Consider the following 25,418-nt stretch of genomic DNA (forward strand, 5'->3'; position numbering starts at 1 on the left):
GGCACCCGTGTCGAAAGCGCCTCGGTGGGATGGCCGGGGCGCTTTTTTGTTGCGCCGGGCGACTCCGGTTCTCCGGGGCGCCGGCCCGCGTTGAAAGGAGGTGTGTCGATATGCCCGGGGCAAGGTCGTCGCGTACAACGAGGCTGGAGCACCATGCCGGGACGCGCGGGCTGTCGGTGGCCCGGCTCCTGGTGGACGTGCTGGCGGGGCCGCTGGCCGGGCGGCATACCCTGCTGGCCGTCTGTCCCAACTCGGTGGCGGTGACGCGCGCGGCGCTCCGGGCGGCCCGGGCGGCCGACACCCCCCTCTTTTTTGCCGCTACCCTCAACCAGGTCGACCGTGACGGGGGCTACACGGGGTTCTCCCCCGGCACCTTTGCGGCCTTCGTGCGCGAGGAGTGCCGGAACCTGGACCTCGACGTGCCGGTGGTGCTCGGCCTGGATCACGGCGGGCCCTGGAAGAAGGATGCCCACCGGACCGATCGCCTGCCCTATGCCCGGGTGTTCGACGAGGTGCTGCGCTCGCTCGAAGCCTGCCTGGACGCCGGCTATGGCCTGCTCCACATCGACCCGACCGTCGATCCCGGCTGGCCCGGCGGGGTGCCTGTGGAGGTCATCGTGGAGCGGACGGTGGTGCTGATGCGCCATGCCGAGGCCTACCGCCGCCGGGCCGGCTACCCGCCGGTGGCCTACGAGGTGGGCACGGAGGAGACGGGCGGGGGACTCGACCACGAGGGGCGCTTCGCCGCTTTTCTCGAAGCCCTGGAGGCAGCCCTCGAGCGGGACGGCCTGCCACGCCCCTGCTTCGTCGTCGGCGACGTGGGGACGACCCTCGACGGCCGGGCCTTCGACGCCGAGCGTGCCCGGCGGCTCGCAGCCCGGGCGCACGCCTTCGGAGCCGTCCTCAAAGGGCACTATACCGACGATGTGGAACGGCCCGAGGCCTATCCGGCGGCAGGGGTCGGCGGGGCGAACATCGGGCCGGGGCTGGCGGCCGTCGAATATGCGGCGCTCATGGAGCTGGTTGCCCACGAGGCGCGTCTCGGCCTCGACAGCGGCTTTGCCGGGGCCCTGCGCCGGGCCGTCGTCGCCGGCGGGCGGTGGCGGAAGTGGCTGCGTCCGGACGAGCGGGGCCGGCCCTTCGGCGCGCTGGCCCCCGAACGGCAGGCGTGGCTCATCGAGACGGGGAGCCGCTATGTGTGGACGCAGCCGGACGTCCGGGCCGCCCGGGCACGGCTCTACGCCCACCTGGCCCCCCACCGCGACGCCGATGCCTATGTGGTCCGGCGCATCCAGGAGGCCATCCTCCGTTATGCCCGCGCCTTCAACCTGCCCGGCTTCATGGATCGCCTCCTGGCTGCGCTCGGTGAAGGCGGTGCCTCTCCGGCTCAGTTCCAGGAGAGCACCGCGTAGACCGGCAGGTGGTCCGAGATCCGGCGCGCCTCGCGCAGGGTGGCGAAGGTTTCGGTGAAGTCGATCACCCCGGCTTCCTCGACGCGCAGCGGCGCCCGCTCGAAGAAGATGTTGTCGTATTCGCTGGCCAGGTGTTCGCCGTTGGTGCGGCGCATCTTCAGGCTGGTCTTCTGGCCGATGAGGGCCGGGGCATAGCCGGCCCGGCGCAGCCCGTCGTAGGCGGGGTCGTCCTGCGGCAGGTTGAAGTCGCCCACGAGGACGAGGTGGTCGTCGGTGTAGCGGGTGTGCAGCGCGTCGAGGAGGCGTATCTCCCGTTCGGGCTTTTTGGAGGTGGGTACGGCGTGGAAGGAAGCGACGAGGAGGCGTTGCCCGGTCTGTACATGCTCGAAGCGGGCCAGGAACGGCTCCCGGTCGAGCGCGTCGGCCAGGGAGGCTTCGAGCCAGGGGCGGCCGATGAGGCGGACGCGGGAGGCTTTCCAGAGGAAAGCATAGCGTTCCGATCCGTCCCCCGTGGTCGGGTCGCTGACCACGTAGTCCCAGGCCGTTCCGGTGCGGCCCAGTTCATCGGCCAGCCGGGCGACGGCCTGGGCTCCCGGCGGGGAGGTGGAGACCTCCTGCACGGCCACCAGGTCCGCATGCCGGAGCTGCCGGGCGATGAAGGCCATCTCGGTATCGTCCTTCGAGCGACCGAAGTTGTAGAGGTTCCACGTCACCAGGTGCAGGCGGGGGTCCTGCTCCGGGACGCCGGTGACGGGCCCGGGCGGGGTGGACCGGTAGGTGAGGATGAAGTAGGCGGCGACGAGCGCGGCGGCCAGGATGAGCACGATGAGGATCGCGCGCAGCAGCCGGCCTTTTCGTTGTGGTGGGGGTTCCATGGGGCTTCGGAGCGATGGCGTCAGAAGAGGGCGACGAAGAGCAGGGTCAGGGCGGCCAGGGCGATCAGCACGGCACCGGCGACCGTGGCCGTGACGGCGATCGCCAGCATCCACGGGTTCAACAGGCGCGCCAGGGCGGCGTACTGGACGAGCAGGCCGCGGGCGTCGAGCACGAGTGTGCGGAGGTCGAGCACGCCTTTGACGAGGCGCCACAACCACCACCGGCCGCGTGCTCCGGTTCCGGTGGCCGTCGCATAGAGGTCTGCCGTCCGGGTACGACCGGTGTCGAGCGTGCGGGCGAGGCGGGCCGGCAGGGCCGTGAGTTCACGCAGGCCGGCGTCGAAGAGCCACAGCAGGACGCCGGGCGCCAGCAGGAACACCAGCCCGAGGCCGGCGAGCACCCAGGCCCATACGGCGTCGAAGGTGAAAGGATAGGCCGCCAGCCCCCAGAGCCAGGCGCCGGCGGCCAGCGTGGCCAGCGCCAGGCGCCGGGTCAGGCCGGTGAGCGCGCCGGCCTGGCGGGCCAGCGCGTCCACCGTGAGCGCCAGGCGCCCGCGCTCCTGTGCCGGACGTGGGGCCGTCCGCTCTCCGGGCGGCGTCGAGGGTTCCATGGGCTACGGGGCTGGGCGGAAGAAAGGGGCGGTTCCGGGGCGAGGGACGTGCCCGCCGCCCGCTGACGGGCGCCGGTCTCACTCGGCGGTGTGCATCCACAGGTAGTCCACCGCCAGGTGGGCCAGGGCGCGGACACCCACGGGCAGCGCGGCCTCGTCCACCCGGAAACGGGGCGAGTGGTTGACGGGGAAGTCCTCGGGCGGGGCGCCGGGCGTGCGGATGCCCAGGAGGAAGTACAGGCCGGGCACCTCGCGGGCGAAGAACGAGAAGTCTTCGGCGCCCATCTGGCGCGGCGCCTCCACCACCTCGGCCACCCGCCGGAGCGTCGGCAGCATGGCCGCCGTCAGCTCCGGGTCGTTGTACGTGACGGGGTAGCCGAGACCGATGTTCACCTCGGCCGTCGCGCCGGCGCTCTCGGCGATCTTCGTGGCGGTGCGGCGGATACGCGCGTGCAGGTCCGCCTGCATGGCCGTGTCGAAGGTGCGGATGGTGCCCGTCATCTCCACCGTCTCGGGGATGATGTTGCCGCGCACGCCGCCGTGCAGGCTCCCGATGCTGACCACGGCCGGGGCGTTCGTGACGTCGAGCTGGCGGCTGGGGATGGTCTGGAGGGCGAGCGTGATCTGCGCCGCGACCGTCACCGGGTCGATGCCCAGCCAGGGATAGGCGCCGTGGGCCTGCCGCCCCTGCACGCGGATGAAGAGGCCGTCCGAGGCTGCCATGATGCCGCCGGGCCGCACGGCGATCTGGCCGACCTCCCAGTGCGGCACCACGTGCAGCCCGAAGACGGCGTCGGGGCGGGGATCGTCGAAGGCACCTTCCTCGAGCATCAGTTCGGCGCCGCCCTCCTCCCCGGCCGGCGCCCCCTCCTCGGCGGGCTGGAAGAGGAACACGACCGTGCCGGGCAGATCGTCCTTCACCGAGGCCAGCACCTCGGCCACGCCCATCAGGATGGCGACGTGGTTGTCGTGCCCGCAGGCGTGCATGACGCCCACCTCCTGCCCGTTGTACGTGGCCCGCACCTTTGAGGCGAAGGGCAGGTCCACCTCCTCGGTGACGGGCAGCGCGTCCATGTCGGCGCGGAGGGCCACCACGGGGCCGGGCCGGCCGCCGCGCAGCACCCCCACCACCCCGGTGTGGGCGATGCCGGTGCGGACGTCCATGCCCAGGGCCTTCAGGTGCTCGGCCACCTTCGCCGCCGTGCGGAACTCGCGGTTGGAGAGCTCCGGGTTGGCGTGGATGTCGCGGCGCCAGGCGACCACCCGCTCGGTGGACGCCTCCACCGCCCGGTCGATGGCCGCCCGGAGGGCCTCCGGCGCCTGCGCCTTCCCTTCGGTCGAAAACACCCACAGCGCGAGCAGAAGCAGGACGAGTCGTTTCATGGCAGACAAGGGCGGATGGGTGGAGGGTGGAGAGTAATGAACTGATGTTACGCAGTAGGCGGCGAAGTCGCCACGTTTCTCGCCTTGCGCTTTGTGACAGGGCCCCCGAACGGGAAGCGGGCGACCCCCATCCCCCCTTCGGGGACCTTCCCCCTGTGCGGCCGCGTGGCGCGGTCAGGGGGAAGGGCTCGCAGAGCGTTTTTCTCGCCCTCAAAGCCCCTCCCCTTGCCAAGGCTTACCTTTACCCACAAATCAGGAGGGATGAAAGACGAGCCAGGCGGAGGCGATATCGGTGAGACGTTGCCAGCCGCGCCAGAGCACCGTGACCCCCGGAGGCCCGTCGTTTTTGCGAGCAAGAAAGCCGCCCAGCCGGGCGATCCACAGGACCACCTGGCCCACCGTGGGCGGCCGGGCAGGCACCTGCTGCGTCTTGTGGTGGAAGGTATACAGAGCCCGCCACTCATGCTCGGCCAGCACCAGCGTGCAGGGCGCATCAGGCGCATGACGGGCCACCAGGGTCATCCAGAAAAGACGCCAGGCTATGATGCTGAACAGGGCCAGATAGGGCATCAGACGCTCCACGCCGGCCAACGGGGCTTTTTCCACACGGCATCCCGATTTGAGCACCTTGTGATAGACCTCAATCTGCCAGCGCAGGCCGTACCACCGGATCCGCTCCACGGCGTCGGCAAAACGATGCACCGGCACCGTGCTCAAAAGAAGCCAGCACAAAGGCGGGTCCTCCGCGGGCGGGGCCTCCTCTTGCACCAGCACCGCATAGAGCGGCATATCGCCCATCTTTTTGCGCAGGTGCCGAGGGGCTTTCAAGCTCACAGGCGCAAAGCGCACCGTGACCGAGGCCTGGCGTTTCGGCTTCCCTTTGCGGGCGGGGACGAGCACCTGCAACTGCCCGCACGCCGCTTGCCGGCCCATCACCTCCCAGAGCCGCCCCACTTCGGGTGCACAGACGGAGCGGTTCTGGGCGGCTCGCACCAGCAGGTCGGTCTCCAGGGTGCGGGCCTGGTGAAAAAGCTCAAAAAGGTCGGACTCGCTGTCGCCGATGGTGATGAGCTGGGCCTCGGGGGGAACGACGGCCTGGGTCTGTTGCAGGGCCTGGAGCCACTTGGAACTTTCCTTCTCTTCGATGGGCAGCTTGCGTCGTTCGTCTGCGGTGCGCTGGTGCATCGTGGGGGGGCGCACCCAGATGGCCTGACCGGCCAATCCGAGCGGAAGGCCCTGCTCGGTCATGAGCAGGCTGGTGTGCATGACTATGCCGGACAGGTTCTGCTGCGCGGTGCCGATGGGTCCGAGCCCCTTTGTACTGGGATGATGGGTATAGTTCAGGTAGGTCGTATCCTGAATGGCAAAGAGCCGTTTGTGCCCCTGGGCCCGCTCCCGCGTACGGCGATAATGGGGCGCCCGGATCTTCTCGGCGGTCGTTTTGGCATTGTCGAAGAGCCGGTAGGCGGCCTTGGTGTCGGCCCAATCCGCACAGGCCTGATTGATCGACACCGAAGGCCTGGCCGCCAGTTTGGCGCCGGTGTCGAGCAGTCGCCGGTCCAGGCGCTTGTCGCCCAGCGCCATGTCGTGCAATTCATGCACAAGCCAGGTGGAGAGTTCATCGACCTCAGGGAGGTCTGGGATTGCTTCCGTATCCATCGGGGGGCTCCTCTTCAATGGCTTCGATGGGGTAAAAGGTTATTTGATCAGCATCCTTCTGCTAATCTCACGGCACTTGTGGGTAAAGGTAAGTTGCCAAGGGGAGGTGTCGCGGAGCGACGGAGGGGTCGTTCCACTACCGGACAGGTCTCAATTACGTAAATGAAGCGTAGGGCCTGGGGAGTGAAGCATGGAGGGTGGTGAGCGCTACGAATGGCGTCGGCTCATGGGCCGTTACGCACTACGCACCACGCACCACTCAATACTTCGCCGGCTGGCGGGCGGCGGCGGTGGCGTCGAGGATGAACCGGCGCAGGTGGTCGTTGGAGGCGGCCAGGTCCTCTTCGCGCAGGTACATCATGTGCCCGCTCCGGTAGGCCCGGAAGGCCAGCCGGTCGCGCAGCTTGCCGCTCGGGTCCAGGTTCCACATGGTGTACTTGGCCGAGAAGTAATCCGTGGCCCCGTCGTAGTAGCCCACCTGAAAAAGGACACGCAGGAACGGGTTCTGTGCCATGGCCTGCCGCAGGTTCTCGCCCGTCTCGTCCCCCTCGCGGTTCCAGGGGGAGACGGGGCCGAAGATGTTGTACTGCAGGTCCGTCTTGAAGCCCAGCTCCTCGCGGAGGTAGTGGTTGATAGCCGGCGTGAAGGCGTGGTTCCAGGAGGTCAGCTCGGGCGGGTAGTCGTACCGCTCGCCGCCGTCGGTGCGGTCGATGCCCTTGTAGCGCGAGTCCAGGCGGCCGATGGTGAAGCCCTCGTCGCGGAGGAGCTCTTTCCAGAAGGCGGAGGCCGGCACGGCCACGTTGTAGTCGAGCACGAAGTCGACCGAGAGGCCCGAGAAGCGGGCCACCTCTTCGGCGAGGCCCTGCTTCCGGTCGGCGTCGAGGAAGCCGCCATAGGCCAGCGCCGGCAGGTATTCCTCCACGGTGAACCGCTCGGCCAGGGGCAGCACCTCTTCGAGGTCCATCGCCTGGAGGTCGGGCGGGAGCTTGCCGTGGTACCAGGCGGCGGCCGTGTAGTAGGGCAGCTTCAGCACCTCCGAGCGGGCCCGCGTCGCCGGCGGCTCCAGCCCCAGGTCGGTGGGCGAGACGAGCACGACGCCGTTGAGGTACATCCAGTGCCGGTTCTGGAGCGCACCCGCCAGCCCCGAGACGCGTGTGGTGCCGTAGCTCTCCCCGATCAGGAACTTGGGCGAGGTCCAGTAGCCGTGCCGCGACACCCAGGCGTCGATCCAGTCGGCCAGGTAGGCCACGTCCTCGTTCACCCCGAAGAACTGCTTCGGGTCGGCCTCGCCGAGCACGCGGGAAAAGCCGGTGTTGACGGGGTCGACGTAGACGATGTCGGCCACGTCGAGGATGGAGTGCGGGTTGTCGCGCGTGCCGTAGGGCTGGATGGGGTAGCCCTCGGGGTCGATGACGAGCTGCTTCGGGCCGGTGTAGCCCAGGTGCATCCACACCGAGGCCGAGCCGGGGCCGCCGTTGAAGGAGATGAGGAGCGGCCGCTGCGACCGGTCGGCCACGTCGGTGCGGGCGTAGTGGGTGTAGAACAGCGCGGCGATGGGCTTGCCGTCGTCGTTCCAGACGGGCATGGTGCCGGCGGTGGCGCGGTACGGAACGCGCTGCCCCCGGATGGTGACCTCGTGCGTGGTGGTGACGGTGGTGTCGGGCGGCAGGTGCCGTTCCTGGGCGCGCCCCGGCGCCGCCAGCGCCAGCAGCACGGCCGCCACCACGGGCAGGTGCGCGAAACGAACCAGGAAGAGAGGATGGAAAGAACGCATAAACAGAGGGAAAAAGGGAGACTTGCGACGACACGCCTCCGAAGTTACCGAACGCCTCCGGCGGGCGCAACCTTCGCACGGGAAAGGCAGCGTACCCGTGGCGCTCCTCACACGCCAGTACCTTGCGGATACCCGCGGAGACACCGTTCGAAAAAACTTCGACGAATCATCACATCAGCACTTGATCTTTTACTGTGGACAAGGTTGAAGGGGGCAATTTGCACCGTTCCGTTTCCCCGCCTCATCCCTGCTCACCACATGCCATGTTCGCTCCGACCCGACTGGAGCCCAAACTCCTGACCGTCCTCCGGGAAGGCTATTCGCGGGACCAGTTCGTCAAAGACCTGCAAGCCGGCGTCATCGTCGGCATTGTGGCCCTTCCGCTGGCCATCGCCTTTGCCATCGCCTCGGGTGTCAAACCCGAACAGGGGCTTTACACGGCCATCGTCGCCGGCTTCCTCATTTCGGCCCTGAGCGGAAGCCGGGTGCAGATCGGGGGACCCACCGGGGCTTTCATCGTCATCGTCTACGGCATCGTGCAGCAATACGGCTACGACGGGCTCGCCGTGGCTACGATCCTGGCCGGGCTGCTCCTGATCCTGATGGGGCTGGCGCGTCTGGGCACGATCATCAAGTACATTCCCTATCCGGTTACGGTCGGCTTCACCGCCGGCATTGCCCTGATCATCGCCGCCGGGCAGGTCCGGGATTTTCTGGGCCTGGAGATGGCGTCAGTCCCCGCCGAGTTTGTGGAAAAGTGGGTGGCCTATGCCGAACACCTCGGCACGGTCAACCCCTATGCCGTGGGGCTGGCCGTGCTGACGATCGGCATCATCGTCTACTGGCCCCGCGTCACGCCGCGCGTTCCGGGGTCGCTGGTAGCCCTGCTCGTGACGACCCTCCTTGCCCAGCTTCTGCATCTTCCCGTCGAAACCATCGGGAGCCGGTTCGGGGCGGTGCCTGCTACCCTTCCCACGCCCCGGCTCCCTTCCATCGACTGGACCACCTTCACCAGCCTCTTTTCGCCGGCTCTGACGATCGCCCTGCTGGCCGGGATCGAATCCCTGCTCTCGGCCGTCGTGGCCGACGGGATGACAGGCCGGCGGCACCGGTCGAACATGGAACTGGTGGCGCAGGGCATCGCCAACGTGGCTTCGCCGCTCTTCGGCGGGATCCCGGCCACCGGCGCCATCGCCCGCACGGCCACCAACATCAAGAACGGGGGGCGCACCCCCATCGCCGGTATGATCCATGCCCTGACCCTGCTCCTGATCCTGCTCTTCTTCGGCCGGTGGGCCGCGCTGATCCCGATGGCGACGCTGGCCGGCATCCTCATGGTGGTCGCCTACAACATGAGTGAATGGCACCTGTTCGTCAAACTCTTCCAAGGTCCCCGGAGCGACGTCCTGGTGCTGCTGAGCACCTTCCTCCTGACGGTCTTCATCGACCTGACCGTGGCCATCCAGGTGGGGGTTCTGCTGGCCGCCCTGCTGTTCATGCGCCGGATGGCCGAGGTCACCCAGGTCGGTTATATTACCCGCACCCTGCTGGCCGAGGAGGAAGAGGAGGAGGATCCCAATGCGATCCGCTCCCGGTACGTACCGGACGGCGTGGAGGTCTTTGAGATCAATGGTCCCTTCTTCTTCGGGGCGGCCGACAAATTCAAGGATGCCCTCAACCAGATCGAGAAGCCGCCGCGCGTGCTCATCCTCCGGATGCGCAAGGTGCTTTCCCTGGACGCCACGGGGCTGATGGCGCTCGAAGACGTGCTGGCCCGTACCCGGCGCGAAGGGACGCTGCTGGTCCTCTCCGGCGTCCATGCCCAGCCGCTCGTGGTCATGCAGCGTTCGGGCTTCCTCGATCGGGTGGGTGAGGAGAACGTGTTCGGCAACATCGACGATGCCCTGAACCGGGCCTACGAGGTGCTGGGCCTGCCCCCCCGCGAACGCCCGCCCCAGGCACGGCCCGAGGTGCGGCGCGAAATGGAGGACACGCCGGCAGCGGCCTCGATCGATCCTTCCTCCGCCCATGTCTCCTGAAGAACACTACCGGCGCCTGGAGCGGATGTACCGGGCCGCGCCGTGCAATGCGTACTATACGCCCGAGATCACCATCGGCGAGGGCACGGCCGAGGTCGTCCTCCCGGTGCGGCCGGACCTGTACCACGCGGCGGGGGCGGTCCACGGGTCGGCCTACTTCAGGGCGATGGACGACGCCGCCTTCTTCGCCGCCGCCTCCCTCGTGCGCGACGTGTTCGTGCTCACGACGGCGTTCCACGTCCACTTCCTTCGCCCGGTCACCGAGGGCGTGCTGCGGGCGCGGGGCCGCGTCGTCCACCGTTCGCGGCGGCTCCTGATCGCCGAGGCCGAGGTGACCGACGCGCGGGGGCGGACCGTCGGGCGCGGCACGGGCACCTTCATGCCGGGCACGACCCCGCTCACCGAGGCGATCGGGTACGTGTAGCGCTGCCTCACTCGTTGGCGCCGGGGCGGGCCAGCTCCGCGTAGTGCATGAGCAGATGCAGTTTGACGTCGAGGCCATGGCGCAGCACGTCACTGAGGCAGCGGGGCGCCTCAGCGGGGGGCTCTGGCGTACGTGGTTCGTGTGTCGTATCGTGGTGTGGAAGCTCTGCTTTCATGGGGTTCCTTTCTGGTGACGAAGGTCACGTGGCAACAGGAAGGAACCCCTTGCTTTATCGAATTTCAACTAACCCTGAATCTACGCCCCCGTTGGGACCATATCAGAATTTATAGCCCACAAAGAGCCAAATATTATTCACGACGACATGCGGCCTGATGGTCGTATCACCCCATTGGGTCTTTTCTATATGATTGAAGTAGTACCGTACGGGGATGTCAAAGTTAACATACAGGCCCCTGATGCCAAACAGGTTCGCTCTGGCGTACCCTATCCCGCTTCCGACCGTGAACGTCCGATTCTCCAGGGATTCGTCGAGTTCTGTATGCGCATACCTATCCTCATAGTAGCCGACACTTCCGCTCACGTACCAATTCCCGGCAAAAAAGCGATCGATGTGGGCTTCATAGCCACGCAAGTAGCCCTCGACGTTCTCCCCATCAACTGCCGCAGCTTCCCATTTGCTCGACAGGTGGCGCTCCGTCAAATTGACCTCCATCACGGTAAGGCGCATCTGGTACTTGGGATTGAGTCGATAGCCAACCTCTCCGGCAAAGTTACTGAACTCATTCATCGCCATTTCCAGAATTTCGTACGCTACAAAGAAACCTTCCTGGCGAGACTGTCCCTGGGCCACGCTGACGCAGTAGAACATCAGAGCGAGCACCACAGCGCATCGGAAAAATTGAAAAAGCCACATCATCGTTGTTCTCTCGTGAGTTAGCATGGATCTTATCGCCTGGTAGCTCACCGTCTGCATGAAGTGCTCGCGGAGAACCTGGCGAACGCGAAGATACTCACATGACCCCGGCTCTGTCGTCCATGCCAATGGGAGCGTACCTGTTGACAGCGCGCAAGACATACGACCCCATGGAGACGGACCCCGGCACGATCCTTTGCCAGAACGCTGAGGTCTGCGGGAACCCGTGAGAGCCGGAGAAAAGAAAAAGGGGCTCCCGCCGTTCAAGCCCCTTTCCTGTGTCGGGCTCTATACTGGGACGGCGTTAGGCCGGTGTACTTCTTGAAAAAAGCATTGAAGGTGGACTTGGCGTTAAACCCAGACTCCTCGGCAATCGCCAGAATCGTGAGAGAAGCGAACTGGGGATCCCGCAGGCGCCGCATCATTTCCTCGGCCCGATAACTGTTGACGAAATCATAAAAGTTCTTGCCCAGTTGCCTGTTGATCACTTCGGAAAGATTGTGCGCCGAAATGGACATTTCGGCGGCCAGATCCGCAAGCGTCAGTAGGCTGTTTTTGAAGAGCTGCTTTTCTTCCATCAGCCGGAGTAGCTGCCTCATGTAGGCCTCGGCTTGTGCTTCCGTGAGGCCGGACTTCTCGTAGCCAGTACTTTTGTCTGCTGGACCTTGCGACACGCTTTGCTGTGGTTCCCCTGGAGTTACCCCGCTTTAGTGGACAGTCAGCAGCTTTCGGCTGCGACCTGTGATTGGTGTCTTCTTTCGTAGCTCACCGGCGACTGATACTCCAGGGCCGAGTGCCGCCGATGCGGGTTGTACCACCCTTCAATGTAGTCGAAGATCGCCATCCGCGCCTCGGCCCGCGTCGCGAAGGCCTCACGGTCGATGAGTTCGCATTCAAGCGTAGCGAAGAAGCTCTCGCACATGGCGTTATCGTAGCAGTCACCGACCGAGCCCATTGACGGCTCCACACCCGCTTCCCGACAGTGCACCCCGAAGGCAATCGAGGTGTACTGCGACCCCTGGTCGGAGTGATGGATGACCGCCTCCGGCTTCCGCTGCTCAAGCGCCATCTCCAACGCGGCGACCACCAGCTCCGTCCTCAAGTGATTGGCCATCGACCAGCCCACGATACGGCGACTGAACGCGTCGAGCACAACAGCCAGGTACAGGAAGCCGGCCGCCGTCGGCACGTAGGTGATGTCGGCCACCCACAACTGGTTCGGCTCGGTCGCGGTGAAATCCCGCTCGACGAGATCCGGCGCGGGTCTAGCTCCCTCCCTCCGCCGCGTCGTGGTGGGTCCTTTGCGGCGGCTAATGCCGTGCAAGCCGGCTGCTCGCATCAAACGAGCTACACGCTTGCACCCCACATGCACGCCTTGATCCTTGAGTTCGGCATGGATACGGGGGGCGCCATAGGTGCCGCGGGACCACGCGTGGATGGCATGGATCTGCTCGGTCAGCATCGCGTCGTCTCGGGCTCGCTGGGAAGGGACTCGGTTGCGCCAGGCGTAGTAGCCGCTGGTGGAGACCGCCAGGACTGCACACATGACGCGGATGGGGAATTCGGCCTGGTGGGCGTCTATGAACGTGAAGATCGCTTCGGTATCACGTTCGTCTCCTGAGCAAACCAGGCCGCGGCCTTTGCCAGGATGTCGCGCTCCTGCTGGAGACGACGGTTCTCCTTGCGGAGTTGGCGCAGCTCCTCGCGCTCTCTCGAGGTGAGCCCGTCGGTGCGGGTACCCTCGTCGCGCTCAGCTTGTTTGATCCAGGTGCGGATGGTTTGTTCGGAGGGTTCAAATTCTTCAGCGAGTTCACGCGGGCTACGACCGGCCTGAGCCAGTTCGACGAGTCGCTGGCGGAACTCGGTAGGATACGCGGGACGTGTTCGTGGCATGGGGACCTCTTCGTTGTTCGTAAGTGGAAGATAGTCCACCAAACCGGGTTAACTCCACTCCCGCGCATAGTAAACGCCCTGCAAGAGATAGATAGAGAAGACCAACATAGCCACCGCCAGTACTTTGTTGGCGGCGGAGTTCGTCTCTTTGGTGGCCAGGAGAACGGCCAGAAACAAGCCGTGCGATGCACCGAGAATGAGCAGCGTGTTGATCAGATCAGCAGACACAGCCTACCATGCTGAAATGTATAGACGCTCACTGTCGTCTTGTTAACCACCTCAGGCGAAAAAGCCTCCCGGCGGATTTGATTCCGAACACAAGAACAACCGGCATAAAGGAAGTCTTGGGCCTGTCTTCTCAGCGAAGTGTGGGGCGGTATAACGTTTGGCATCAGCGGCGGCGCGCAGCGCCGTCCGCGAGGGTGTCAAGTTTTTTGTGTAAGGAGCCGCTGGTCAGGGTAACGGCACGCGGCCTTCAAACTCGATCGCGAAGCGGTTGAGCGCCGCCGGCCAGTTCTGGATCGGGCGCGTCCACTTCTGCGAGAGCTTCTGTAAGGCCATGTACATGAGCTTCAACACGGCTTCGTCCGAGGGCAGCGCCCCCCGGTTCTTCAGAGCAGTTCCTTCTCCCCGTCGAGGTTCATCCTGAGCGCCAGGTAGACGGCCTTGCGTTGGACCTGCCCCTCGTCGCGTACCTTGACCTGGATCGCGTCGAGGTAGACGATCGGGTAGAGCGCCTCCAGGGGCCTCGACTGCCAGGCCTTGACCTCATCGAGCACCGAGGCCGTCACGTTCGAGATGAGTGTCGGCGAAAGCCCGGTGTGGTAGAGCTCTTCGAGGGGCCCCCGGATCTCGCGCGTGGTCATCCCGCGGACGTAGAGCGAGAGGATCTTCTCATCGAGAGAGGGCAGGCGTCGTTTGTGCTTCGGGACGATCTGTGGATCGAACGTCCCGCCTCGATCGCGCGGCACACGGATCTCGACGTCGCCCTGGTCGCCTTTGAGCGTCTTCTTCGAGTGGCCGTTGCGGCTGTTGCCGGTGCCCTTGCCGGCTGGCGAGCGGTGCTCATAGCCCAGATGGTCGGTCATCTCGCCTTCGAGCATCCGTTCGACGAGGCGGCCTGTGAGCTGGTGGAGAAAGCCGCCCTGGGCGAGCAGGTCTTCCGGTTCGTCGTAGTGTTCGAGGAGTTCTTTGGGAATCGCCATAGCTTGTCAAGTCTGTCGGTGAGCGGATCGTAAGCTATGGCTCCTTACACAAAATAATTTACACACCCCCGTCCGCTGCATGCTGTTGTTAGCCGGCATCGTCAACCGGCGTTGTTTTCGCTGCGGTTATCTGCATCGTTCGCCACGCCACCATCCATTCCCCGTGCAAGCGCGAGAATACAAGGATGTCGTGCCCGCTCTCCTGATGTCGGGTACCCTAGACTTCATACACGACCTCAAACGGTGTAACTGCCACCGCCACATCCCCGACCACGTCAACCTGCGACTCGCCGGCTGCGAAGTCCAGAGTCCTTACACCTTGGTCGTAGTCCCGATATGACTGGACATAGTGGTCACGGCTGCGAACCCGTCGTTCAAAGCCCGGAAGAGCGATGACCGCATCGCCCGCCAGCCGAGCACCAATGCGGTCGTAGTCCCCTGTTCGCCAGTGGTCGTTGATCTCTCGCACCGCGTTCCGAATGGCTTCCTCATCGTCCGATCTCTGCTTCAGCATATGTCGTGTCCGTCGGCTAACATCAGTTATTAACCCGCCAGGATACGTGTTACAACACGCCCCGCAGCTTATGTATCACCGCGTCAATATACCCGTTAAGCGATGGTGAGGCAATAACTTACAGCCTGGATATATCTGGCGATATGCCGCCAGCCATATAATCTCAACAGGTCTTGCCAGCACTGCTATGGAATCGTAAAAGCCCCGGTTTTCCTCGTGCGCTCGAAGCAAGCCGATTGTATAGCGTTGGTCGATGCTATTGAAGGCGTCATGGTGAAGCGCGATGTAGCCGCACCCTTCACAGGTGCGCCCCATGGGCTACAGGAGGGCCCGGGCTGACGGGACGCGCAACGCGTCCAGATCCGCGGCTACACGGGGGCCGTTCGCTAAGGGCAGCCATGCCCCCAATTACCATGACCTCCGCTATCGTTTTCCCCGTGCGATCCGGCTTTGACGCACGCACCGTACGCTTCACGCCGGGCGGGGGCCGGTGATCGCCGCGTCGCTATTCGAGCTCTATCCGTAGTCGTCTTCCGAGCGCGCGGGCCGCCCGTTCCAGCGTTTGCAGGGTTACGGAGGGATTCGAGGGATCGAGCAGCCTGTTCAACGACGCCCGACTCGTGCGCATCCGCTTCGCCATCTCGGTTTTTGTCAACTGCTGCTGCTGCATCAACTGCCGGAGTTGGTAGGCAAGGACGCGCTTGAGGGCGGCCGCTTCCACCTCTGCCAGCATGCCTTCTTCCTCGAGAAAGTCGTCGAAGTCACTGCCGATATGGGGGTTCATGACGGTCACCTCTGGGTTCTATCTCTCCGCTTTCACCTGCGCCAGGCGCTTTCTCGCCAGTTCCAGTTCTTTTTTCGGGGTTTTCTGGCCTTTTTTGATGAAGCCGTGCAGGAGCACCATCACGTCTTGCTCCGTGGTGAAGAAGACACGCGCGATTCTGTCTCCGAGCCGGACACGCACTTCCCACAAGTCCGCTTCCATCTTCCGGACGAGGGGCATGCCGAGCGGCCAGCCGAACTGCACCGTCTTGATCTCTTCGCCGATGGCCCTGCGTTCCGCCCGGGGTAAGGCTTTGAGCCATTGGCGTACGGGCTCTCGGCCAGACTCCGTCCGGAAGAACGCCACCCGGAGGCGAGGCATCTTCTCCATGCCGCAATGTACCAGAATAGGTACGCGCTGTCAACGGCAGGGATTCCGACCGCCGTACGCTTCACCCCGGGCGGGGGCCGAAGAGGATGAGGGCCATGCCGGGCAGGCACAGCGCCACGCCGGCCAGGTCGGTGGGGGTGGGGCGGAGGCCCTCGACGGCCCAGAGCCACACCAGCGCGGTGCTGACGTAGACGCCGCCGTAGGCCGCATAGATGCGCCCGGCGGCCTGCGGGTGGAGCGTGAGCAGCCAGGCAAAGAGCGTCAGGCTGGCCGCCGCCGGCACCAGCAGCCACGCCGAACGCCCCTCGCGCAGCCACAGGTAGGGCAGGTAGCAGCCGACGATCTCGGCCAGTGCCGTGACGATGAACAGGAGGAGGGTCTTGAGCAGCGTCATGGACATAGAGACTGGCAAAGGGGACGGAGGGCTACGCGCCACCCGGATCGAGATGTAGGCGGGCACGCTGCATCGTATATTGACACAATCCTCCGTTCCCTTCCCTCCTTTCCCCCTTCCTCTGCCATGATGCGTTTCGTCCTCTTGCTGACCCTGGTGCTGGCGGCGTGCGAGCCCCGGCCCGAGGCGCCCCCGCCTGATGCCGCTCCGGAGGCCGCCGTCCCGGCGGTGCTGGCGCCGTACCTGGAAGCCCACGGCGGCCTCGACGCCTGGCGCGGCTACGGCACGCTGGAATACGACCTCCAGCGGGGCGACTGGACCGACCACCAGCTCATCGACCTGCACAGCCGCCGCGTGCTCATCACCAGCGAGGCCTACACGATCGGCTTCGACGGGCAGGACGTGTGGATCACACCGGACCGGGAGGCGCTCAACTACGGCGCACCGCCCCGCTTCTACAGCGGCACCTACTTCTACTTCTTCGCGCTGCCGTTCGTGCTGGCCGACCCCGGCACGCGGCACGAGGCCCTGGGGCAACGCACGCTCGACGGGAAGGCGTACGACGTGGTGCGGGTGACGTACGCGCCCGGCGTGGGCGACTCGCCCGACGACGAGTATGTGGCCTACTTCGACCCCGAGACGAAGCGCCTCCACCTGGTGCTCTACACCGTGACGTATGGCCGCGAGGTGGAGCCGGACGACCCGCCCCGCTACGGCGCCCTGGTGTACGACGGCTGGCAGGAGGTGGCAGGGCTGGTGGTGCCGCAGCACGCCACGTATTACCGCTGGGAGGGCGACCGCCTCGGCGAGCCCCGCGCCGAGGTCGCCTTCCACAACGTCCGCTTCGAAGCGCCGGCCCCGCCGCCCGAGCGCTTCGCCCGCCCCGAGGGGGCCGTCGTCGACGCCTCGCCGGAAGGCTGACCCGGCCCTGACCGCTTTCGCCCGTCCTTCTCCATCCCGACCCCCGATCCCATGCGCCACCTTCTTCTGATCCTCTGGCTCGGCCTCGTCGCCGGCGGAGCCATGGCCCAGCCGCAACGACTCGGGCACGTCGACTTCCCCAACAGCGGGGCACCCGAGGCGCAGGAGGCGTTCCTGCGCGGCGTGCTGCTGCTGCACAGCTTCGAGTACGACGATGCCGCCGAGGCTTTCCGCGAGGCCCAGCGCCTCGACCCGGACTTCGCCCTGGCCTACTGGGGCGAGGCGATGACGTACAACCACCCGCTGTGGGCGCAGCAGGACGCCGCCGCCGCGCGTGCCGTGCTGGCCCGGCTCGGCCCCACGCCCGAGGCCCGTGCCGCGAAGGCCCCCACGGCGCGGGAGCAAGCCTACCTGGCCGCCGTCGAGGTCCTCTACGGCGAGGGCGACAAGCGGGCGCGCGACCACGCCTACGCCGAGGCCATGCGCCGCCTCCACGAGGCGTATCCGGACGACCTCGAAGCCGCCGCCTTCTACGCCCTGGCGATCCTGGGCACCAGCCACGACGGCCGTGACTTCCGCACCTACATGCGGGCCGCCGCCGTGGCCGACCGCGTCTTCGAGGCCAACCCCCGCCATCCCGGCGCGGCCCACTACCTGATCCACGCCTTCGACGACCCCATCCACGCGCCGCTGGGGTTGCCGGCGGCCCGGGCCTACGCGCAGATCGCCCCCGACGCCGCGCACGCGCTCCACATGCCCTCCCACATCTTCGTCGCCCTGGGCCTGTGGGACGACGCCGTGGCGATGAACGAGGCGTCGTGGAAGGCCGCCTACGAACGGGTGGAGCGCAAGGGGCTGCCCATCGACGACCGGAACTACCACGCCCTCTGGTGGCTCCACTACGGGTTGCTGCAGCAGGGGCGCTATGCCGAGGCGCGGCGTATCCTCGGCGTGATGGAGGCCGACGCCGCCGCCAGCGGCTCCCGCCGCACCCGCTACCACCTGGCCCGGATGCGCGCCGCCCACCTCGTCGAGACGCGCCGGTGGGACGACGACGCGACCACCCTCTCCGTGGACCTCACCGGCCTCGACCCCGCCAGCATCGCCGCGCACCACCTGGCCTCCGGCATGCGGGCCGTCGCCACGGGCGACCTGGCCGCCGCCCGCGCCGCGCGCGAGGCCCTCCGGGCGGTGGTGGACGGCAACGTGACCGCCCGGGCGATGGAGCAGGCCGCCGTCATGGAAATGGAGCTGGAGGCGCTGATCCGGCATGCCGAAGGGCAGGTGGAAGAAGCCCTCACGCTGCTGGCCGAGGCCGCCGCCCGGGAGGAAGCCCTGCCCTACGAATACGGCCCGCCGGACATCGTCAAGCCGGCGCACGAGCTCTACGGCGAGCTGCTGCTGGCGGCGGGGCGGCCGGCCGAGGCCCGCGCCCGGTTCGAGGCCGCGCTGGCACGGGCSCYCCARAATGTGTATAAGAGACAGSSSYYRRSSYGYSCMGSCGCGGYCGCCGGCGACCCCACCACCGCCCGGCAGGCCCGGGCCGACCTGGACGCCGTCTGGCACCGCGCCGATCCCGGCGTCCGCAGCGAGCTGGCGCTCCTCTCCGCCACCGCCCATTGAAAGCGCTCCTACGGCGCATGCCGCAGGACGCGACCGGGACGAACGCCCGTGAGCTTGCCGTCGTAGAGGACGGCCCGCCCGTTCACCAGCACATGCACCACCCCTTCGGCATAGCGGTGCGGGTCGGTGAACGTGGCGCGGTCGGCGACGGCGGCGGGGTCGAGCACGGCGATGTCCGCAAAGGCCCCTTCCCGGAGGACGCCCCGGTCCGTGAGGCCGAGCCGCCAGGCCGGCAGGCTCGTCATCTTGCGGATCGCCTCCTCGAACGTCAGCACGCCGAGCTCGCGCACGTAGCGGGCCAGCACCCGGGCGAAGGCGCCGTAATTGCGCGGGTGCGGCACGCCCACGCCCGGCGCGGGGATGCCGCCGTCGGAGGAAACCATCGTGTAGGGGTGGCGCAGGATGCGCTGCACGTCCTCCTCGCTCATCGAGTGAAAGACGCCGGTGCAGCCTCCCCGCTCCTGGATCGACATCGCCAGATCGGCCGCGTTCTCGAGCGTGACGGGCAGGCCCCGTTCCGCGAGCACGTCCGCCAGGCTCTTGCCGTTGAGGGTCGTATCGCCGGGGCAGTTCGCCAGCACCACGGTCGCCGGGTCGCCGCCCCGTTCCTCGGCCAGGTGCCGCGCAATGTCGTCGCGGATGCGGGCGCGGGCTTCGGACCCGGCCAGGCGGGCCAGCAGCGCCTCGGTGCCCCCGGCTTTGCTCCAGGCGGGAAAAAGGATCGTCAGGCCGGTGCTGGAGGCGGTGTACGGATAGACGTCACTCGAGACGTCCACGCCGCGGGCGCGGGCTTCGTCCAGGAGGCGAAGGGATTCGGCGCTCCGCCCCCACCGTGCCGGTCCCACGACCTTGTGGTGCGTCACCTGCGCCGGCAGGCCGGCCTCCTCACCGATGCGGATCACCTCGGCGACGCTCTCGAGCAGGCCGCCCCCCTCGTCCCGGATGTGGCTGATGTAGAGGCCGCCGTGCCGGGCCGCCACCCGCGCCAGCGCAACCAGCTCTTCGGTCGGGGCGAAGGCGCCGGGCGTGTATTCGAGGCCGGACGAGAGCCCGAAGGCCCCGTCCTCCATGGCACGGGCGACCAGCGTCTCCATGCGGGCCAGCTCTTCGGCCGAGGGCGCCCGGTCCGCCTCGCCCATGACGGCGGCCCGGACGGTGCCGTGCCCCACGAACGCGCCGAAGTTGACGGCGGCCGGCGCGGCGGCGAGCCGGTCCAGGTACGGCCCGAGGGGATAGGGCGAGGCCCCGTCCTGCCCCCCGATGACGGTGGTCACCCCCTGCCGGAGGTAGTTCTCCGCGAGCGGGCGGGCAAAGATGGGGCTGGTTTCCGGTGCCGGCCCGTCGGCGTGGCTGTGGATGTCGATGAAGCCGGGGACGACGGCCAGGCCGCGGACGTCCAGCCGGAAGGCGGCGTGACGCCCGGCCAGATCCCCGATGGCGGCAATGCGATCCCCCGCCAGCCCCACATCGGCCACGACGGGGGGGTTACCCAGGCCGTCGTAGACCGTGCCGCCTTCGAGGACCAGGGTAAACTCCGGCGGTTGCCGGACCGGCTGGGCCTGCACACCGAGCGCCAGGCCGAGCACCAGCCCGGCCATACCACAAATACGCAACGAAAGAAACATGCTCGTAACAATGGTTCATGATACGGAACCCCGTCCAACCGGCTTCTTTTCGCAAAGTTTTGCCCGGAACATCCTCATTTTGCCATAAATTGTGCCCGGTACAAGGTACGTCGTAGACCTCGATTCATCCAATCGTTCGGCACGCGGTATGCGGGTTGGGATCATCGGATCGGGCACACGGGCGGAGATCCGCGCCGGCGTGGTGCGCAGCATGCCCGGCCTGGTCCTCACCGGATCGTTCACCCTGCATCCCGAAGATCCCGACCTGCCGGGGCTCGACGCCTTCCTCCACGAAACCGAGGTGGTTTTCATCACCGGTCCGGCAGCCGTACACGCCCACGTGGCGGCGGCAGCGGCCCGGCAGGGCGTGCATTTCTTCACCGAATGGCCGCCGGCCGCCTCGCTGCGTGAGGCCGAGGCCATGCTGCGGCTGGCGGAAGAGGCCGGGGTCGAGACCGGTGTGAGCCGCCCGTTCCGTTTCCACCCGGCGCTGGCAGCCCGGCCGGCGGCCTGGCGGGCGGCGCTCATCGTGCTGTCGATCCGAACCGGCCCGGAAGAGACCGCCCTGCCGTTTCTGGCCGACGCGGTCGACCTGTGCTGCACCCTGGCCCGCAGCAGCACCGCCCAGCGCGTCGACGCCGAGGCCGTCCGGAGCGAGGCGGCCCGCCTCGACGCCGTGGCCTTCACCCTGCGGTTTCACAACGGCGCCCTGGCCCAGGCCCACGTGCGCCGGGCGGAGCCTCCCCACGGTCTCCACCTCTACGCCGCCGGCAACGGCCCTCCCCTCGACGCCCTCCTGGCGGCCGGCGAGGACGACGCCGGGACGCCGGCGCTGCTCGAAGCGGAAACCCGGGCGTTCCTGGCAGCCCTGCACGAACGCACCACACCGCCGGTGAGCCTGCTCGACGGCCTCCACACGCTCCGGCTCATCGAACGTGTGATGCAACGGCTGCGATAGCCCACCCCCGGGAATCGGGGCCGGATGAACGTCCTGTGCGCCTCGTGCGTTATCTTCCCCGCCGGCAATCCGGACGACGCAACCGAAACGAGCAACCGACGCGGAGCGACAGCGAATCAGACGCCATGAACCTTTCCCGAAGGCTCAAGAAATACCCTTACGAACCGCTGCTCCGGCAGGTCGGTGAGGTGGCACAGCGCCAGGGCGTGGCGGTCTACGCCGTCGGCGGGGTGGTGCGGGACGTGATGCTGGGGCGCCCGACGACCGACATCGACTTCGTCACCGTCGGCCCCGGCACCGGCATCCGGCTGGCCGAGGCCGTCGCCGCGGCCCTGGGCGGGCAGACGGCCCACGTCTACCCCAGCTTCGGCACGGCCGCCCTCCGCCTCGCCGGCTTCCTGCCCGGCGACCAGGCGCTCGTGCTCGAGTTCGTCGCCGCCCGCCGCGAAAGCTACCGCGCCGACTCCCGCAAACCCCTCGTCGAGGACGGCACGCTCGAAGACGACCTGCGCCGGCGCGACTTCACGGTCAACGCCCTGGCGATCCACCTGGCACCGGACCGCTTCGGCGAGCTCATCGACCTGGACGGATCCGGCGTGCGCGACCTCGAGCGGCGCATCCTCCGCACCCCGCTCGACCCGCTCCAGACCTTCGAAGACGACCCCCTCCGGATGATCCGGGCCGCTCGCTTCGCCGCCCAGCTCGGCTTCACCATCCACCCGGAAACCTTCGCGGCCATGCAGCGCAAGGCCCACCGCGTCCGCATCCTCAGCCAGGAGCGCATCACCGACGAGCTGCAGAAGATCATGACCTCGCCCCGCCCCTCGACCGGCTGGCGCCTCCTCTTCGAGGCGGGCCTGCTCGAACCCCTCTTCCCCGAGCTGGCCGCCCTCAAAGGCGTCGAAACCATCGAGGGCTACCGGCACAAGGACAACTTCGACCATACGCTCCAGGTGCTCGACAACCTCATCCGACTCACCCGCGGCCGCTCCGGCGAAGCGACGCTCTGGCTCCGCTGGGCCACCCTCCTGCACGACATCGGCAAGCCGAAGACGAAACGCTTCAAAGAGGGCATCGGATGGACCTTCCACGGGCACGAGGACGTGGGCGCCCGTATGATCCCGAAGATCTTCCGCCGCCTGCGCCTGCCCTCCGACGAACGGATGCGCTACGTGCAGAAGCTCGTCCGCCTGCACCACCGCCCCGTGGCCCTGGTCGATGAAAACGTCACCGACTCGGCCGTGCGCCGCCTCCTCTTCGACGCCGGCGACGACATCGACGACCTGATGACGCTCGTCCGCGCCGACATCACGTCGAAGAACCCGCGCCGCGTGCGCCGTTACCTGCGGGCCTTCGACGAGGTGGAAAAGAAGATGGCCGAGGTGGAGGAAAAGGACCGGCTCCGCAACTTCCAGCCGCCCGTGGACGGGCACGAGATCATGCAGACGCTCGGCCTGAAGCCCGGCCCGGTCGTCGGCCGGCTCAAGGAGGCCGTCCGCGAGGCCATCCTCGAAGGCGTCATCCCGAACGAGCACGACGCCGCCTTCGACTACCTCATGCGGATCAAGGATGAGATCCTGGCCGATGCCTGAGAGCCGGCACCGAAGCCCGCCGTCCGGTATTTTCCACCCGTATCTCAACCCGCCGGTGTACATGCCATGACCCCCCTGCGGATACGAGCCGTGCCGGCCGTATGGCTGCTGGCCCTGACCGTCTTCCCCGCCCGTGTGGCGGCCCAGGAAGCCGTCCCCGTCATCCTGCCGCTGCGGGAACAGGCAGCCGTGGTGGACCACTGGCTCGAGCGGCGGCTCGATACGGTGGTGCCGGCACTGATGCGCCGCGAGGGCGTGGACATGTGGATCCTCATCGCCCGCGAGTACAACGAGGACCCGGTCCTGCGCACGATGCTGCCGGCCACCTGGCTCTCGGCCCGGCGGCGCACCATCCTGGTGTTCTTCGACCGGGGGCCGGCGGCGGGCGTCGAGCGGCTGGCCGTGGCCCGCTACGACGTCGGGCGGCTCTTCACGGGGGCGTGGGACCCGGCGGCCGAGCCCGACCAGTGGCGGCGCCTGGCGGCCCTCATCGCCGAGCGCGACCCTGCCACCATCGCCCTGAACCGCTCCGCGACCTTCGCCCTGGCCGACGGCCTCACGGCCACCGAGTACGAGGCGTTCCGCGAAGCCCTGCCCGCCCGCTTCCACGACCGCCTCGTCAGCGGCGAGCGGCTGGCCGTCGGGTGGCTGGAGACGCGCATCCCCGAGGAGATGGCCGTCTACCCGATGATCGTTCGCCTGGCCCACGCGATCATCGCCGAGGGCCTCTCCGAGCGGGCCATCCAGCCGGGCGTAACGACGACCGAGGACCTGGCATGGTGGTTCCGCGAGCGCGTCCGGTCGCTGGGGCTGACGGCCTGGTTCCACCCGTCGGTGGACGTGCAGCGGCCCGAGGGCGACGCCCGCGACGGCGACTTCTCCGCCCGCCCCGGCGTCACCGTCATCCGCCCCGGCGACCTGGTCCACGTCGACTTCGGCCTCACGTACCTGCGGCTGAACACGGACACGCAGCAGCACGCCTACGTCCTGCGCCCCGGCGAGACGGACGCGCCCGAAGGCCTGCGCCGGGCCCTCGCCGTGGGCAACCGCCTCCAGGATATCCTCACCGAGCAGTTCGTGGCCGGGCGGACGGGCAACGCGATCCTCCGGGCGGCGCTGGAGCGGGCCCGCGCCGAGGGCATCGAGGCCACCATCTACACGCACCCCATCGGCTACCACGGCCACGGCGCCGGCCCCACCATCGGGCTGTGGGACCGGCAGGAGGGCGTCCCCGGCCGGGGCGACTACCCGCTCTTCCCGCACACGGCCCACTCCATCGAGCTCAACGCCGCCGTCCCCGTGCCCGAGTGGGGCGGGCAGCAGGTGCGCATCATGCTCGAAGAGGACGCCTACTTCGACGGCACCACCACCCGCTACCTCGACGGCCGCCAGACCCGCCTCTGGCTCATCCCCCGCCCCGGCGCCAACGAGTGAGGCGCCACGCGAAGGGAGGGGGGAGATACCGTCAGGGCGAAAACTGAACAACCCGGTTTGAGTTACCTTCCCTCATTATTACCTTACACCGTCTCCGCGCACTGTATTTGCTGAATCCTGGATAATTCATGTCGAAATTGAATGGCGACTACATTTTCTTTTTCAGGTCACGAAACCTTCCCGTTACGGTTCAACTGGCTAAAAAAGGCCGCTGATGCCGTCAATCGGCGACCTACGATATTCAGTTCCGATGAAGCCATTGCGGAGTTTGGCGTCGGTAAAAACATGGTCCGCTCTATCCGGCACTGGGGCCTAGCGACGGGGGTGCTGGAGCCGGACCCCGATGCAGAGGACCGAACGGCTCTGCGCGTGTCCGACTTCGGGATCTACTTGCTTGGCGACGATGGAGCGGATCCTTACTGCGAGGACACTGCGACACTGTGGCTACTACACTGGCTACTTTGCCGGTCGCCTGAACGGGCCACGCTATGGCATTTCGTTTTCGGTCACTGGCGTGAGGGTGCGCTCGAGCTACGCAACCTGCAACCCGTCCTCGAGCGATGGCTGGCCGAGCGAGGTGGCACGATGCCATCGGCTTCGACATTACATCGCGACCTGCAGTGCCTTCAGAACACGTACATCGCGCCGCGTTCGAAGGGGATACACCTGGAGGATGTAGCGGGGTGCCCCCTGGCTTCGCTGGGTTTACTCTACGAAAACGGCGGCGTGATCTACCTGCGTGAAGGTCGGCAGCGTGGCCTACCGCCGGAGATCTTCGCGTATGCGGTGCTCGATTACTGGGACCAAACCTTTCCAGAGACAGAGACACTGTCGGCGCAGGAAGTGCTGTTTCGGCGAGCGAGTCCGGGGCAGGTGTTCCTGCTGAGCGAGGAGCAAGCTTTTGACTTGGTCAATCGGATCGAGACGTTTGATGAGGTCCCGTTCCGCTACGACAACACAGCCGGCCTTCAACAGTTTTACCGTACGCCGGGCGTAACGCCGCAGGCTATGCTCGATCGCTACTATGCCCGTGTCCTGCATACGGCATCATGAAG

23 protein-coding genes and 2 pseudogenes are annotated in these 25,418 nt (G+C 67.0%); 9 read left to right on the forward strand and 16 right to left on the reverse strand.

The window, feature by feature from the left end; translation table 11 throughout:
* Positions 1–110: 110 nt before the first annotated feature.
* Positions 111–1,412, forward strand: a complete 1,302-nt coding sequence (locus tag GQ464_RS10670; RefSeq protein ID WP_166979577.1) for a class II D-tagatose-bisphosphate aldolase non-catalytic subunit — start codon at positions 111–113, stop codon at positions 1,410–1,412.
* Here the strand turns inward: GQ464_RS10670 and GQ464_RS10675 are convergent.
* The 5 genes from GQ464_RS10675 to GQ464_RS10695 form a co-directional block, all read right to left on the reverse strand.
* A complete protein-coding gene (locus tag GQ464_RS10675; protein ID WP_166979579.1) occupies positions 1,388–2,287 on the reverse strand; it encodes an endonuclease/exonuclease/phosphatase family protein in 900 nt (299 codons plus the stop codon). The two genes, GQ464_RS10670 and GQ464_RS10675, sit on opposite strands and share 25 nt — an antisense overlap.
* Positions 2,288–2,307: 20 nt before the next feature.
* The gene (locus GQ464_RS10680; RefSeq protein WP_228350198.1) at positions 2,308–2,898 is read right to left on the reverse strand and encodes a hypothetical protein; all 591 of its coding nucleotides are present in this window, start codon (positions 2,896–2,898) and stop codon (positions 2,308–2,310) included.
* Between the two features lie 78 nt (positions 2,899–2,976).
* Entirely contained in the window at positions 2,977–4,281 is a 1,305-nt protein-coding gene (locus GQ464_RS10685; protein ID WP_166981937.1) for an amidohydrolase, read from the reverse strand.
* 252 nt (positions 4,282–4,533) lie between these two features.
* Positions 4,534–5,940 (reverse strand): IS4 family transposase, encoded by a 1,407-nt coding sequence (locus GQ464_RS10690; protein WP_228350199.1) that lies wholly within the window; start codon positions 5,938–5,940, stop codon positions 4,534–4,536.
* A 259-nt stretch (positions 5,941–6,199) separates the two neighbouring features.
* A complete protein-coding gene (locus tag GQ464_RS10695; protein WP_166981730.1) occupies positions 6,200–7,714 on the reverse strand; it encodes a S10 family peptidase in 1,515 nt (504 codons plus the stop codon).
* A gap of 263 nt (positions 7,715–7,977) precedes the next feature.
* Here GQ464_RS10695 and GQ464_RS10700 point away from each other — a divergent pair, with 263 nt between their 5' ends.
* Positions 7,978–9,753 carry a SulP family inorganic anion transporter gene (locus GQ464_RS10700; RefSeq protein WP_166981725.1) on the forward strand — a complete coding sequence of 592 codons (1,776 nt, stop codon included), beginning with the start codon at positions 7,978–7,980 and terminating at the stop codon, positions 9,751–9,753.
* The gene (locus GQ464_RS10705; RefSeq protein ID WP_166981720.1) at positions 9,743–10,177 is read left to right on the forward strand and encodes a PaaI family thioesterase; all 435 of its coding nucleotides are present in this window, start codon (positions 9,743–9,745) and stop codon (positions 10,175–10,177) included. The genes GQ464_RS10700 and GQ464_RS10705 overlap by 11 nt, the downstream gene beginning before the upstream one ends.
* 7 nt (positions 10,178–10,184) lie before the next feature.
* Here GQ464_RS10705 and GQ464_RS10710 read toward each other — a convergent pair whose 3' ends face one another.
* The 10 genes and pseudogenes from GQ464_RS10710 to GQ464_RS10755 form a co-directional block, all read right to left on the reverse strand.
* Positions 10,185–10,352 carry a hypothetical protein gene (locus GQ464_RS10710; RefSeq protein ID WP_228350200.1) on the reverse strand — a complete coding sequence of 56 codons (168 nt, stop codon included), beginning with the start codon at positions 10,350–10,352 and terminating at the stop codon, positions 10,185–10,187.
* Positions 10,353–10,454: 102 nt separating this feature from the next.
* Positions 10,455–11,054, reverse strand: coding sequence for a hypothetical protein (locus GQ464_RS10715; protein ID WP_166981716.1), 600 nt, complete (start codon positions 11,052–11,054; stop codon positions 10,455–10,457).
* Between the two features lie 260 nt (positions 11,055–11,314).
* Positions 11,315–11,650: a helix-turn-helix domain-containing protein gene (locus GQ464_RS10720; RefSeq protein WP_228350201.1), complete on the reverse strand. Its 336-nt coding sequence runs from the start codon at positions 11,648–11,650 to the stop codon at positions 11,315–11,317.
* A gap of 119 nt (positions 11,651–11,769) precedes the next feature.
* Positions 11,770–12,944, reverse strand: a protein-coding gene (locus tag GQ464_RS10725) for an IS3 family transposase (RefSeq protein ID WP_166982020.1) whose coding sequence is annotated in 2 segments (ribosomal slippage) — positions 11,770–12,695 and positions 12,695–12,944 — 1,176 coding nt in all. Because the reading frame shifts where the segments join, the coding sequence is not laid out codon by codon here.
* A gap of 48 nt (positions 12,945–12,992) precedes the next feature.
* Positions 12,993–13,172 carry a hypothetical protein gene (locus tag GQ464_RS10730; RefSeq protein ID WP_166981734.1) on the reverse strand — a complete coding sequence of 60 codons (180 nt, stop codon included), beginning with the start codon at positions 13,170–13,172 and terminating at the stop codon, positions 12,993–12,995.
* 386 nt (positions 13,173–13,558) lie between these two features.
* Positions 13,559–14,149: pseudogene (locus GQ464_RS10735) on the reverse strand (IS256 family transposase); the annotation flags it as partial.
* 217 nt (positions 14,150–14,366) lie between these two features.
* Entirely contained in the window at positions 14,367–14,663 is a 297-nt protein-coding gene (locus GQ464_RS10740) for a DUF4440 domain-containing protein (protein WP_166981738.1), read from the reverse strand.
* A gap of 505 nt (positions 14,664–15,168) precedes the next feature.
* Positions 15,169–15,447 (reverse strand): helix-turn-helix domain-containing protein, encoded by a 279-nt coding sequence (locus GQ464_RS10745; protein WP_166981743.1) that lies wholly within the window; start codon positions 15,445–15,447, stop codon positions 15,169–15,171.
* 18 nt (positions 15,448–15,465) lie between these two features.
* Complete coding sequence (locus tag GQ464_RS10750) at positions 15,466–15,816, reverse strand: type II toxin-antitoxin system RelE/ParE family toxin (RefSeq protein ID WP_166981747.1); 351 nt, start codon at positions 15,814–15,816, stop codon at positions 15,466–15,468.
* 61 nt (positions 15,817–15,877) lie between these two features.
* Positions 15,878–16,210, reverse strand: coding sequence for a YnfA family protein (locus GQ464_RS10755; protein ID WP_166981755.1), 333 nt, complete (start codon positions 16,208–16,210; stop codon positions 15,878–15,880).
* Between the two features lie 126 nt (positions 16,211–16,336).
* Between GQ464_RS10755 and GQ464_RS10760 the strand changes: the two genes are divergently transcribed.
* On the forward strand, positions 16,337–17,131 hold the full coding sequence (locus GQ464_RS10760; protein ID WP_166981751.1) for a DUF6503 family protein: 795 nt from the start codon (positions 16,337–16,339) through the stop codon (positions 17,129–17,131).
* Positions 17,132–17,182: 51 nt separating this feature from the next.
* A pseudogene (locus GQ464_RS10765) lies at positions 17,183–18,754 on the forward strand (hypothetical protein).
* A gap of 8 nt (positions 18,755–18,762) precedes the next feature.
* Here the strand turns inward: GQ464_RS10765 and GQ464_RS10770 are convergent.
* A complete protein-coding gene (locus GQ464_RS10770) occupies positions 18,763–20,379 on the reverse strand; it encodes an N-acyl-D-amino-acid deacylase family protein (protein WP_228350203.1) in 1,617 nt (538 codons plus the stop codon).
* Between the two features lie 148 nt (positions 20,380–20,527).
* Here GQ464_RS10770 and GQ464_RS10775 point away from each other — a divergent pair, with 148 nt between their 5' ends.
* The 4 genes from GQ464_RS10775 to GQ464_RS10790 all read left to right on the forward strand — a co-directional run bounded on the left by GQ464_RS10775 (position 20,528) and on the right by GQ464_RS10790 (position 25,416).
* Positions 20,528–21,337: a Gfo/Idh/MocA family oxidoreductase gene (locus tag GQ464_RS10775; RefSeq protein ID WP_166981315.1), complete on the forward strand. Its 810-nt coding sequence runs from the start codon at positions 20,528–20,530 to the stop codon at positions 21,335–21,337.
* A 125-nt stretch (positions 21,338–21,462) separates the two neighbouring features.
* Positions 21,463–22,929, forward strand: a complete 1,467-nt coding sequence (locus GQ464_RS10780; RefSeq protein ID WP_166981318.1) for a CCA tRNA nucleotidyltransferase — start codon at positions 21,463–21,465, stop codon at positions 22,927–22,929.
* 66 nt (positions 22,930–22,995) lie between these two features.
* Positions 22,996–24,363 carry a M24 family metallopeptidase gene (locus tag GQ464_RS10785; protein WP_166981321.1) on the forward strand — a complete coding sequence of 456 codons (1,368 nt, stop codon included), beginning with the start codon at positions 22,996–22,998 and terminating at the stop codon, positions 24,361–24,363.
* A 141-nt stretch (positions 24,364–24,504) separates the two neighbouring features.
* Positions 24,505–25,416: a DUF4007 family protein gene (locus tag GQ464_RS10790; RefSeq protein WP_166981325.1), complete on the forward strand. Its 912-nt coding sequence runs from the start codon at positions 24,505–24,507 to the stop codon at positions 25,414–25,416.
* Positions 25,417–25,418: the final 2 nt, after the last annotated feature.

Source organism: Rhodocaloribacter litoris (assembly GCF_011682235.2).
Taxonomy (GTDB): Bacteria; Bacteroidota; Rhodothermia; order Rhodothermales; family ISCAR-4553; genus Rhodocaloribacter; species Rhodocaloribacter litoris.